The following is an 11,942-nucleotide window of genomic DNA, read 5'->3' as shown; positions in this document are numbered from 1 at the left end:
CAAAAGCGCCGCCTGAGATTCGGCGCTCAGCGCCATTTCACTGGAGACACCCCCATGCAAAGAAGATCCCTGCTGAAGCTGGCTGGCAGCACCCTGGCCCTGGGCCCGCTGGCCGCACGCGCCCAGGCATTTCCGTCCCGACCGGTCAAGCTGATCGTGGCCTTTCCGGCCGGTGGTCCCACCGACATCACGATGCGCCAGCTGGCCGACAACGCCAGCAAGATCCTGGGTCAGCCCGTCATCGTCGAGAACAAGCCCGGCGCTGGCGGCACCCTGCCCGCGCAGGCCTTGCAGAGCTCGGCGCCCGACGGCTACACCGTGGCGCAGATCCCCCTGGGCGTGTTCCGCATGCCCTACACCACCAAGATCAACTGGGACCCGGTGAAGGACATCAGCTACGTGATCAACGTCACTGGCTACGCCTTCGGCCTGGTGGTGCCCAGCAGCAGCGCGATCAAGACCTGGGCCGACTTTGTGGCCTATGCCAAGGCCAACCCGGGCAAGCTCACCTTCGGCTCGACCGGTACCCTGACCAGCCCGCACCTGACCATGGAGCAGGTGGCGCAGAAGCTGGGCCTGCAGCTCACCCATGTGCCCTACAAGGGCAGCGCCGACCTGATGCAGGCCGTGCTCGGTGGCCACGTGATGGCCGCGGCCGATTCGACCGGCTTTGCCCCCCAGGTTGAAAGCGGCAAGCTGCGCGTGCTCAACACCTGGGGCGAGCAGCGCCTGGCCAAGTTCCCTGATGCGCCCACGCTCAAGGAGCTGGGGCTGGATCTGGTGCAGAACTCACCCTTCGGCATCGGGGCGCCGCGCGGCACACCGCCCGAGGTCGTCAAACGCCTGCATGACGCGTTCAAAAAGGCCATGGAAGAACCCAGCTATGTGCAGGCCCTGGGCCGCTACGACATGCTGCCGAATTACATGGACAGCGCCCAATACCTGAAGTTTGCCCAGGACACCTTCAACCGCGAAAAAGCCTTGATCGAGAAGCTGGGCCTGAACAAGCCGGCCTGATCGCGTGAGCCCCGGGCTTGGGCTGGCATGATGGCGTGGCCCCTTGCCCATGTCCGAACACCGCGTCATCGAGATCCACCCTGAAGCCCCGTCCAAGCCGGTCTGGGGACAGCCCTGCAACGGCTGTGGCGTGTGCTGCCTGGCCGAGCCCTGTCCCCTGGGCGTGCTGGTGTCGCGCCGCCGCCGCGGCGCCTGCAAAGCCCTGCAGTGGGCGCCCGAGCTGTTGATTTACCGCTGTGGCATGGTCAGTGCCCCGGCCACCCACCTGCCCGCGCCCCTGCGTTGGGCTGCGCCGTGGCTGGCCCGGCTGGCGCGGCGCTGGATCGCTGCCGGCACGGGCTGCGATGCTGCCATCGAAGTTCCCGGTTCACATGGAGACAGCGCCTGAGCGTGCCCTCAGCAGGGTCTGCGCCAGTTCAGCAAACCCGGCGCCGCGTTCGCTGGGGGTGATGTAGCGGGGCAGGTGCTGCAACTGGGGGACGAAGCGGCGCACATTGGCCACCCCCACGCTGAGCGGAAAGTGCTGGAACATCAGCTGGTCATTGGTGGAGTCGCCGACGTACACCCAGCGAACCAGCTCCTCATCCAGTGGGCGATCCCACAACTCGCGCAAAATCCAGCGCGCACCTTCGAGCTTGTTGTGCGGGCCGTACCAGCCGTTGATGTGGATGCTGCTCACGGTGGCGTTCATGCCGGCGGCCCGCATCCGGGCCACCACCTGTTCGATGGCCTGGGGTGGCAATTCGGTGAATTCGCTGTGGTCGATCGCGATGTCGGTTTCGCGCCCGTCAGAATCGGTGGCCCGGCGGGCGCCGGGCACGTTGGCTTCGATGTCATGCAACACCGACTGCATGCGCTGGTACTGCTGCTCTCGCAGGGCCAAACTCTGCTGGTAGCACCGCCGCAAGCTGCCGTCGGCCTGGGGGATCAAGGCCACAGCGCCGTTCTCTGCCACGATGGCATCCAGCGGCCAGGTCCGCGCAAAGGGCTCGCTCCAGCCCACAGGCCGCCCCGTGATGGCCACCACCCGCAATCCCGCCGATTTCAGATCATGCAAGGCCTGCAAGGCTTCGGGCGTGATGGCACCGTCCGTCGTGAGGGTGTCGTCGATGTCGGTGAGAACACCTATGACGGGCCTTGCTTGAGTGGTGGGCAAGGTTGAAAACGGCTGCAGGAACAGCGTCGAATCGCTCATGGAGGCAGGATGTCGAAGGCCTCGGCACCCGGGGCTTTGTCAATGGATCGGAAATACTGGTCGAAGTCAGCGTCGTGCTGAAACAGGCCCAGTACGTCGTTGCGGATCAGCAGAGTGTCAAAGCCCTCGGCTCTGAGGCGCAGTGCCAGTCCTTTCGCTCCCAGCAACATTCGGTCGTGATTGCGCCAGGGGCCAAAAATTTCGCCCCAGATCGGGTTGGGGGCGTAGTAGGTCAGGTTTTCCAGGGCGAATTGATAGATGCGCCGTCCTGGTGGCTGGCGGAGTTTCAGCACCAGGGGATAGGCCGGCAGCGCTTGAGTCAGCATGACCTCACGTTGCTCTGAGGTGAATGCCACCGTGTTGAAAGCTTTTGCGCTGGTATTCCAACCGTAGAGGCCCAAGACCAGCACGGCAGCCAACGCCAGCAGCAACCCCAGTTGCTGGGCCACCCAGCGGGGTTCCAGAACCCAGTGCGGTCGCCAGCGCAAGATCCATTGGCTGCCGTCAAGCACGACCCGGGCACTGAGCAGGGCCAGCAGGGGAAACATCGGCAACAGGTAGCGATCGTAGTGGGAGGTGAGCAGCCAGACGATGCAAGCGTAGGCGGCCAACAGCATGGCGCTGCGCCAGGCGGGTGCGCGGTAGAAGCGAGGGAACAGCGGCGCCAACAGTGCGGGCCAAAGGCATTTCGGAGGCCAGTTGGCAACGCCCTTGAGGTCATTGAATTGGGCTGCCAGGTCCCACTCATTCCAATCGTGGTAACCAAACACGCGAGCACCCAGCGGATCGAATGGGTCGCCCGTTTGAATCGCGTTGCGCACATACCAGTAGGCGCAAGGCAGCAAAAAAGCCATCGCCACGGCGGCCCAGGCTTTGGGGCGGCGGTCAAATCGGAGCAGCACAGCGCCAAAAAACGGGAGGTAGATCAGCGCTTGGTACTTGCTGCCGGCCGCCAGACCCAGGGCGAACGCAGCGGCCACCAACCAGGCCAGTTGCGTCCGGTTCTGAAGCCAAAGCCACAAAGCGACTGCGCTGGTCATCAGAAACAGGGCAACTCCTAGGTCGATGTAGGCCGATGCGTAAAGCGGTCCCCCGAGTACCAGCCAGGCCGCCGTGGCGAGGCCGGCTGTGGCATGACCAGCGTGTCTCACGCCCACGCGGTAAGTGATCAAGGCCACCAGCCAGCCCGCCAGGGCATGAAGCAGGTGCGCCAGCACGTCGCCCTTGAGCAACAAGGCCGCGGCATAAAGCAGGTCGTAGTTGTAGGGGAACCAGGGAAACCGCAGCCACTCATTGACCGTCAAGGTGCCACTCGCGGCCCATTGACTGGCGTGGGGAAGGTGGTACATCAACTCGTCCCATTGCTGCGGGGGCGTCAATGGTGCGATGAGCGTGGGAGCAAGGGCCACGAGAACCACCCAAAGCCAGAACAACTCGTGGGCATGCCAAGTCAATGTGGCGGGCAGGCTGTCAGTGGCCAAACGATGGCGCCAGGCGCGCACGAATTGCCAGAGTGCCAGACTCCAACTCAATGTCAGAAGGACAAACAGTGCGTGCCGGGTCAGTTGACCGGCAACCGCCAAGCCCTGCAGGAACACAATGAACACGCCCATGCCCAAGGTGGTGGCCAGCGCACCCTGCAGCCAGCGATCGCTCTGTGGAGGGGCTCGGAGGTGGGTCAGGGCCGCCTGCCCCAAGCCCCAGAAGGCCAAAATCAACAGGGCCAGCGAACCGTAAAATTTTTGGAAGAAGGCGAATTCAGTCATGCCTCTGGCTCATGTTCGTGCACAGCGCTTGTGGTGTTTCAGTGGGGCAGGGGGCAGCTTGACGAGCATGAGATGACCTCGCTCGGTCAAAGCCCACTTCAGTGGTTAGCTGGGGCGGGAATGGCCAGATAGGCCAAATTTTTGGCTTCGCGTCGGCCGGTGGTCACCGTGTGCAGAATGGCTCCACACACCAGCGACAGCCCGGCGCACATCATGATGCCGGTGGCCAGCACGCCGGTCGGCAGGCGCGGAACCAGCCCGGTTTCGGCGTAGGTCAGCATCAGGGGGGCCGCCAATCCCAGGCCTAACAGGGACAGCAGCGATGCCAGCAGCCCGAAGAAGGCCAGTGGCCGCTCGCTGATGAACAGCTTGAGGATGGTGCCCAGGATGCGCCAGCCGTCGCGCAGGGTCGAGAGCTTGCTGGTTGAGCCCTCAGGGCGGGCGCGGTAGACGATGTCCGCTTCTGCGTAAGGCATGCGCAATTCAAGGGCATGCACGGTCAGTTCAGTCTCGGTCTCGAAGCCTTGAGACATGGCCGGGAAGGATTTCACGTACCGGCGCGAGAACACGCGGTAGCCCGACAGCATGTCGGTGAAGCTGCCCCCAAAGATCCAGGCGACCGATCCCGTCAGCATGAGGTTGCCCAGGCGATGGCCGGGCCGGTAGGTCTGCGGGTTGCTGCCATCGTCACGCCGGCAACCCACCAGCATGTCCAGGCGCTGCGTCAGCAATTGATCGATGTGCTGGCGGATGTCGCGCAGGTCATAGGTGGCATCGCCATCGACCATCACGTAGACATCAGCCTCGACGTCGGCAAACATGCGCCGCACCACGTTGCCTTTGCCGCGCAGCTTGACCGGGATCACCGTGGCGCCGGCCTGACGGGCAATGGCTGCGGTGTCATCGCTGGAGTTGTTGTCGAAGACGAACAACTCGGCTTCAGGCAGGAAGGTTTTGAACTCGTCGATCACCAATTGGATCGACAGGGCTTCGTTGTAGCAAGGGACGACGACGGCAATGCGTGGCTGGGTCATGACCATGGGAGCAAATGTGGCAGCACCCAGGTCAGGGCTTGGGCTTCCCTTTTCCTCCCTGGGTATCAAATTGTTAATTGGGCGTGTAATCTTGCCACAGCACCATTTGGTGCCAACCCGAGCAGCTCGTCCGAGATGCCCATCGGGAGTTTCCGGGTTACTGCCGTCCATGAAAATCAGGCAGGACGCTGAAAGCGTTTCATCTGGATCGGCGTCGCTCTGGCTTCAGGATTCCGGCGGCCTTGAGCGAGGTCGAAAAATGAGAAAACGAGCGCTGGTGAAGTTGAATCCGAGCCCGGCCAGACTTCCCACGGCAACCCCCCACATCGCAAAGCCACGAAGTTCGGGAAAGTGATGAACAAAGGCCACATAGGCGCTGTAGTTGATGACCCCGCCCACGCTCATGGTGCCCAGGTAGGCCACATATTCAGCCACCAGCGTCTTGCCCTGGCGGCCGGTCGGTGCGAAGGTCTGGCGGCGGTTGAAGGCCCAGGTGGTGGTGGCGGCACACAGGAAGGACAGCACCCGCCCACCATAAAGGCCCAGCCAGGGGGTGAGCAGCCACAGCACCGCCATGTCGACCAGCAGGCCCAGCACACCCGAGACCCCGAACCAGAACAGTTGACGGATCACGGCGCGTGCCGAGGCCCTTGATGGGCCGGTTTCGGCTTTCATGGCCTTCAACCCGCCGTCTGCAGGGCCAGGCCCGCGTGCTCGCGCAAGGGGTGGAAATGGATTTTCGGGAAGCGCTCCTGGGCCAGACGCACGTCATAGGGTGAGGTGCACAGGTAGGCCAGGGTGTTGGCAGCGTCGTGGGCCAGACGCAGTGGGTAGGCGTCGGTGAAGGCCTTGAGCTCGGCGGGGGTGTCGGCGGTGATCCACCTGGCCCCGGTGTATTGGCTGCTCTCCAGGCGCACGTCGGCGTCGTATTCGGTCTTGAGGCGGTGCTGCACCACCTCAAACTGCAGCTGACCCACCGCACCCAGCAACATGGCTCCCCCCATGTCGGGCTTGAAGACCTGGATGGCGCCTTCTTCGCCCAACTGGGCCAAGCCCTGTTGCAACTGTTTGGTGCGCAGCGGGTTTTTCAGGATCACGTTCATGAACAGCTCGGGCGCAAAGAAGGGCAGGCCGGTGAACTGCAGGCTGGCACCGTCGGTGATGGTGTCGCCCAGTTGCACGCCGCCGTGGGTGGTAAAGCCGATGATGTCGCCGGCATAGGCCTCGTCCACCGCTTCGCGACGCTGCGACAGAAAGGTCACCACGCTGGTGGGCCGCAGCTCCTTGGCCGTGCGTTGCACACGCAGCTTCATGCCGGGCGTGTATTTGCCCGAAGCCATGCGCACAAAGGCGATGCGGTCGCGGTGGTTGGCGTCCATGTTGGCCTGCACCTTGAACACCACGCCCGAAAACGCGTCATCCTCAGGCTGGATCACTTTTTCGACCGGCTGGCGGTTGACGACCACGGTGCTCGTGCGCGATTGCGGCGGAGGCGCCAGATCGACCAAGGCGTCAAGCACCTCCATCACCCCAAAATTATTCACCCCCGAGCCAAAGAACACCGGGGTCTGCTTGCCCGCCAGGAAGGCGTCATGGTCGTAGCTGGGCGAGGCGCCCGTGGCCAGCTCCATGGCCTCCACGGCCGCCTCAAATTCGCTGCCGAAGCGCTTGACCAGTGTGGCGCGCTCAGACAAGGGGATGGATTCAAAGTCGTGCGGCAGGCGTTCGCTGCCAGCCTCGAACACCGTCATGGCCTGGGTGCGCAGGTTGATGATGCCGGCAAAGCTCTTGCCCTGGCCCACGGGCCAGGTCATGGGCACGCAGGGCATGCCCAGCTCGCGCTCCACCTCGTCGAGAATGTCCAGTGGCTCGCGCACTTCGCGGTCCATCTTGTTGACGAAGGTGAGGATGGGGGTGTCGCGTTGACGGCAGACCTCGATCAGTCGGCGAGTCTGCGATTCCACACCGTTGGCGGCATCGATCACCATCAAGGCCGAATCGACGGCGGTCAGCACCCGGTAGGTGTCTTCCGAGAAGTCTTTGTGGCCCGGGGTGTCGAGCAGGTTGATCACATGGTCGCGGTACAGCATCTGCATCACCGACGAGGCCACCGAAATGCCGCGTTGCTTTTCGATTTCCATCCAGTCCGAGGTGGCGTGGCGACTGGCCTTGCGCGCCTTCACCGAGCCGGCGATCTGGATCGCGCCCGAGAACAGCAGCAGTTTTTCGGTCAGCGTGGTCTTGCCCGCGTCCGGGTGGGAAATGATCGCGAAAGTGCGACGGCGGCGGGTTTCTTCGAGAAAGCTCAAGGTCTTTGTCCGATTGGGGCAGAGGGTTGTCGTGGCCTGGCCGGCAAGCACTCAGGGCTGGCCGGCAGCCGCCAGGAGCGGCGGATCCATCGTTGGAGCCAAGGGCGGAGGCCTGAGCCTGGCCCGCGACCTGTGATTTTACCGGCTTGGCCCGCACAGTCCTCGGAAGGCGTGCACCTGTGACCAGGTGTTGCGAGTCACAAGTGTTTGAAAATCCCAAACGCGAAACAGTCGCCATCGCCAAGAATCTCGGTCCAGACCAGGATCGATGATGAACACTGCAGCTCCTCTTTCAGCCTCTTTTACCCAGGCCCCCTTGAACTTCGATACCAAGGGTTTGGGCGCGGCGCCCGCCGGGTGTACGCCGGCCCAGCTCAAGGACTTGCAATGGCGAATTCTTGATGATGAGGTCAGCCTGCCGGTGGCCGTGCTTCGCGAGAGCTGTATCGAGCACAACCTGCGCTGGATGCAGTCCTTCATGGCCCGCTATGGCGTGCAGTTGGCGCCCCATGGCAAGACCACCATGAGCCCGGCGCTGTTCCATCGACAGCTTGAGCATGGCGCCTGGGGCATCACGCTGGCGACGGCCTCGCAGGTCAACGCCGCCTACCGCCACGGTGTGCGCCGCATCCTGATGGCCAATCAACTGGTGGGGCGCGGCAACATGGCGCTGATTGCCCGCATCCAGGCCCAGGACCCTGATTTCAGTTTCTGCTGCATTGTCGATTCGGCGGCCAACATAGACGCGCTGGGGCATTTCTTCACCGAAGTGGGGCAGCGCCTGCGGGTGCTGATCGAGTACGGCGTGTCGGGGGGGCGCACCGGGGTGCGCGACGCGGCCCAGGAGGCCGAATGTCTGGCCGCCCTGGCGCGCTGGCCCCGCGCGCTGGCCCTGGTCGGGGTGGAGGTCTATGAGGGGGTGTTGCAGCAGTCTGACGCGATCCGGGGCTTTTTGCAGCACGTGCTGGAGCGGACCCGGGCGCTGGCGGCCGAGCAGCGGTTTGCCGAGGACACGGTGCTGCTTTCGGGGGCCGGTTCTGCCTGGTTTGACGTGGTGGCCGAGGTGTTTTCGCGCCAGGACCTGGGCTGTACGCTGGACGTGGTGCTGCGCCCGGGCTGTTACCTGACGCACGACGTCGGTATTTACCGCCAGGCCGAGCGGCGCATCCGGGCCGACAACCCGGTGGCCCGTGAGATGGGTCAAAGCCTGTTGCCAGCCTTGCAGTTGTGCGCCCACGTGCAGTCCCTGCCGGAGCCCGGGCGCGCCATCATCGCGCTGGGCAAGCGCGATGCGGCGTTTGATGCCGGCCTGCCCACCGTGAGCCTGCAGGCCCGCCCAGGCGGCTTTGCCGGGGTGCGGCCAGCCCCTGAGGATTGGGTGCTGACGGCGATGATGGATCAGCACGCCTTCATGAGCGTGCCGGAGGGGGCTGACCTGCGGGTGGGCGACATCCTGATCTTCGACATCTCCCACCCCTGTCTGACTTTCGACAAATGGCGTCAGCTGCTGCTGGTCGACGAGCACTACCAGGTGCTGAGCGCTGTCGAGACCCTGTTCTGACGCTGAGGCCCTGACCCGCCGACGGCCCGTCGGACCGCCCCGTGAGACCTGCGTGCCAGGCCGCTCTGGATCGGTGCGTCGGCGCCGTCCTGCGGATGGCACCCATTGAACCGTTTGCTACAAGAAACAACCAAGGAGACCCCGTGCCCGCTGTCGCTAACCCCTCTTTGCTGCTTTACGCGCTCATCGCCATCGTGGCGTTGGTGCTGCTGATTGCACGCTACCGCATCAACCCCTTCATCGTGCTGACCCTGGTGTCCCTGGGCCTGGCGCTGGTGGCTGGCATGCCGGCCAAGGACATCATGGGCGCCTACGAGACTGGCGTCGGCAAGACCCTTGGGCACATTGCCCTGGTGGTGGCTCTTGGCACCATGCTGGGCAAGATGATGGCCGAGTCCGGTGGTGCCGACCGCATTGCGCTGACCTTGATCGATCGCTTTGGCGAGCGCAACGCGCACTGGGCCATGGTCTGCATTGCGTTCGTCTGCGGTCTGCCCTTGTTCTTCGAGGTGGGCTTTGTGCTGCTGATCCCGATCGCCTTCACCGTGGCCCGGCGCACGGGGGTGTCGATGCTGATGGTGGGGCTGCCCATGGTGGCAGGCCTGTCGGTGGTGCACGGCCTGGTGCCACCGCACCCGGCCGCCATGATGGCGGTGGGCGCCTATGGCGCCGAGGTGGGCAAGACGGTGGCGTACGCGATCCTGGTCGGTGTGCCCACGGCCATCATTGCCGGCCCGCTGTTCGCCAAATTTGTGGCGCCACGCATCGTGCTGCCCGCCCACAATCCGATGGCCGACCAGTTCACGGACCGCGACACCGGCACCCGATCTCTGCCGGGCTTCGGTATCACCATGTTCACCGTGCTGTTGCCCGTGGCGCTGATGCTGCTGGGCGGTTGGGCCCCTGTGCTGGCGCCTGCTGGCAGTGCCTTGAACGGTTTTCTGCTGTTCGTCGGCAATTCGGTGATCGCGCTGTTGATCGCCACCGTGGTCAGTTTCTGGACACTGGGCCTGGCGCGTGGCTTTTCACGCGAAGACGTTCTCAAGTTCTCGCAGGAGTGCCTGGCACCCACCGCGGGCATCACCTTGCTGGTGGGCGCAGGGGGCGGCCTTAACCGCATTCTGGTGGATTCGGGTGTGACCACGCAGATCGTGGCGCTGTCGGCCGCCTTCCAGCTTTCGCCTCTGTTGCTGGGCTGGCTGCTGGCTGCGCTGATGCGGGTGGCGACTGGTTCGGCCACCGTGGCCATGACCACCTCGGCGGGCATCGTGGCGCCGATCGCCCTGGCCACGCAGTATCCCCACCCTGAATTGCTGGTGCTGGCCACCGGCGCAGGCTCGCTGATCCTGTCGCACGTCAATGACGGCGGCTTCTGGCTGATCAAAGAGTACTTCAACATGAGCGTGGTGCAGACGCTGAAAACCTGGACCGTGCTCGAGACCTTGATCTCGGTGGTGGCGTTTGGCCTGGTGTGGGCCCTGGCCGGGGTGCTGTGATGGACACGCTCGACACGCTGATTCGCCACGCCACGGTGTACGACGGTACTGGCCAGGCTGGCTGCCTGGCCGATGTGGGGGTGGACGCCGTCGGGCGGCTGCGCCTGTTTCAGGGTGACGCGCCCCGGCCGGCGGCCCGGGTCGAGGTCGATGCCCATGGATTGGCACTGGCGCCCGGCTTCATCGATGTGCACACGCATGACGACACCGTGGCGATCCGCCAGCCCGAGATGCTGCCCAAGATCAGCCAGGGCGTGACCACGGTGGTGGTGGGCAATTGCGGCATCAGCGCATCGCCAGTGCGCTTGCGCGGCGGCGCACCCGACCCCATGAACCTGCTGGGGCCGGATTCGGCGTTCAAGTACCCGCGTTTTGCCGATTACCGCCAGGCCATCGAGGCGGCGCAGCCGGCGGTCAACGTGGCCGCCTTGGTGGGGCACACGGCCTTGCGCAGCAACCACCTCGATGACCTGGACCGGGCCGCTCACCCGGCTGAAATCGAGGCCATGCGGCTGGAGCTGGCCGACAGCCTGGCGGCGGGTGCTCTGGGCTTGAGCACCGGTCTGGCCTATGCCTCGGCCTTTGCGGCCAGCACCGATGAGCTCAAACGCCTGGTGGCCGAGGTAGCGGCCCACGGGGCCCTCTACACCACCCATTTGCGCAGCGAGTTCGAGCCCATTCTGGAGGCCCTCGATGAGGCCTTTGACGTGGCCCGCCACGGGCCCAGCCCCCTGATCGTGTCGCACCTCAAGTGCGCGGGTGCTCGCAACTGGGGGCGCAGCACCGAAGTGCTGGCCGCCATGGAAGGTGCCGCCCGCATGCAGCCCGTGGGGTGCGACTGCTATCCCTACGCTGCCAGTTCCTCCACGCTTGACCTCAAACAGGTCACCGACGAATTCGACATCTTCATCACCTGGTCCACCCCCCACCCCGACATGGCCGGCCAGACCCTGGCGGCGATCGCGCGGAAATGGCAGACCAGCCTGCTGGAGGCGGCGCGCCTGCTGCAGCCTGCGGGCGCGGTCTACCACGGCATGAACGAGGGCGATGTGCGCCGCATCCTGTCCCATCCCATGTCCATGGTGGGCTCGGATGGCTTGCCTGAAGACCCCCATCCGCATCCGCGCTTGTGGGGCGCCTTTCCGCGGGTCCTGGGCCACTATGCCCGCGAGGAGGGCCTGTTTGCTCTGCCTGAAGCCCTTCGAAAAATGACCGGTCTGTCGGCGGCCCGCTATGGCCTGGAGCAGCGGGGCCGCCTGGTGGACGGGTACTGGGCGGATCTGGTGTTGTTCGACCCCCGCACGGTGCGTGACACCGCGACTTTTGACAACCCCCAGCAGCGTGCTGCGGGCATTGAGGCGGTGTGGGTCAACGGTGTGCTGTCGTACCGCCAGGGGCAGGCCACCGGGGCCCGTGCCGGGCGCTTCCTGCCTCGCGCGCCCGACCTGCCCGCCCGCTTTGCGGCCGCGCCGCAGCGACTTCAGGCGCAGGCCTGAGCCGCCGCTGGGCACCCCAGCAGCCCGCGCGTCACCGCGCGGCATTGAATTCAAGAAAGAAGGAGTTT

General features: G+C 64.8%; 10 protein-coding genes. 5 read left to right on the top strand and 5 right to left on the bottom strand.

The genetic code is table 11. From position 1 onward, the window contains the following. The first annotated feature begins 54 nt into the window (after positions 1 to 54). On the top strand, positions 55 to 1,017 hold the full coding sequence (locus AC3WUT_RS12570) for a Bug family tripartite tricarboxylate transporter substrate binding protein (RefSeq protein ID WP_492347402.1): 963 nt from the start codon (positions 55 to 57) through the stop codon (positions 1,015 to 1,017). A 49-nt stretch (positions 1,018 to 1,066) separates the two neighbouring features. Then, positions 1,067 to 1,405: a hypothetical protein gene (locus tag AC3WUT_RS12565; protein WP_492347401.1), complete on the top strand. Its 339-nt coding sequence runs from the start codon at positions 1,067 to 1,069 to the stop codon at positions 1,403 to 1,405. Here AC3WUT_RS12565 and AC3WUT_RS12560 read toward each other — a convergent pair. The 5 genes from AC3WUT_RS12560 to AC3WUT_RS12540 all read right to left on the bottom strand — a co-directional run bounded on the left by AC3WUT_RS12560 (position 1,385) and on the right by AC3WUT_RS12540 (position 7,321). Next, positions 1,385 to 2,212: an HAD-IIB family hydrolase gene (locus AC3WUT_RS12560; RefSeq protein ID WP_492347400.1), complete on the bottom strand. Its 828-nt coding sequence runs from the start codon at positions 2,210 to 2,212 to the stop codon at positions 1,385 to 1,387. The two genes, AC3WUT_RS12565 and AC3WUT_RS12560, sit on opposite strands and share 21 nt — an antisense overlap. Then, positions 2,209 to 3,978, bottom strand: a complete 1,770-nt coding sequence (locus AC3WUT_RS12555) for a glycosyltransferase family protein (RefSeq protein WP_492347399.1) — start codon at positions 3,976 to 3,978, stop codon at positions 2,209 to 2,211. The genes AC3WUT_RS12560 and AC3WUT_RS12555 overlap by 4 nt, the downstream gene beginning before the upstream one ends. Positions 3,979 to 4,076: 98 nt before the next feature. Further along, positions 4,077 to 5,018: a glycosyltransferase family 2 protein gene (locus AC3WUT_RS12550; protein ID WP_492347398.1), complete on the bottom strand. Its 942-nt coding sequence runs from the start codon at positions 5,016 to 5,018 to the stop codon at positions 4,077 to 4,079. Between the two features lie 219 nt (positions 5,019 to 5,237). Beyond that, entirely contained in the window at positions 5,238 to 5,687 is a 450-nt protein-coding gene (locus tag AC3WUT_RS12545; RefSeq protein ID WP_492347397.1) for a GtrA family protein, read from the bottom strand. Positions 5,688 to 5,692: 5 nt separating this feature from the next. Then, on the bottom strand, positions 5,693 to 7,321 hold the full coding sequence (locus tag AC3WUT_RS12540) for a peptide chain release factor 3 (protein ID WP_492347396.1): 1,629 nt from the start codon (positions 7,319 to 7,321) through the stop codon (positions 5,693 to 5,695). Positions 7,322 to 7,592: 271 nt separating this feature from the next. On the opposite strand from AC3WUT_RS12540, the gene AC3WUT_RS12535 reads away from it, so the two are divergent. The 3 genes from AC3WUT_RS12535 (at position 7,593) to AC3WUT_RS12525 (ending at position 11,874) form a co-directional block, all read left to right on the top strand. Continuing rightward, entirely contained in the window at positions 7,593 to 8,882 is a 1,290-nt protein-coding gene (locus tag AC3WUT_RS12535) for an amino acid deaminase (protein WP_492347395.1), read from the top strand. Between the two features lie 143 nt (positions 8,883 to 9,025). Next, complete coding sequence (locus AC3WUT_RS12530) at positions 9,026 to 10,378, top strand: GntT/GntP/DsdX family permease (RefSeq protein ID WP_492347394.1); 1,353 nt, start codon at positions 9,026 to 9,028, stop codon at positions 10,376 to 10,378. After that, positions 10,378 to 11,874 carry an N-acyl-D-amino-acid deacylase family protein gene (locus AC3WUT_RS12525; protein ID WP_492347393.1) on the top strand — a complete coding sequence of 499 codons (1,497 nt, stop codon included), beginning with the start codon at positions 10,378 to 10,380 and terminating at the stop codon, positions 11,872 to 11,874. The genes AC3WUT_RS12530 and AC3WUT_RS12525 overlap by 1 nt, the downstream gene beginning before the upstream one ends. Positions 11,875 to 11,942: the final 68 nt, after the last annotated feature.

Source organism: Curvibacter sp. EU05-FHT14A10 (assembly GCF_058791075.1).
Note: the sequence above shows the minus strand (reverse complement) of the source record. Positions and strands in the feature narration are given on the sequence as shown.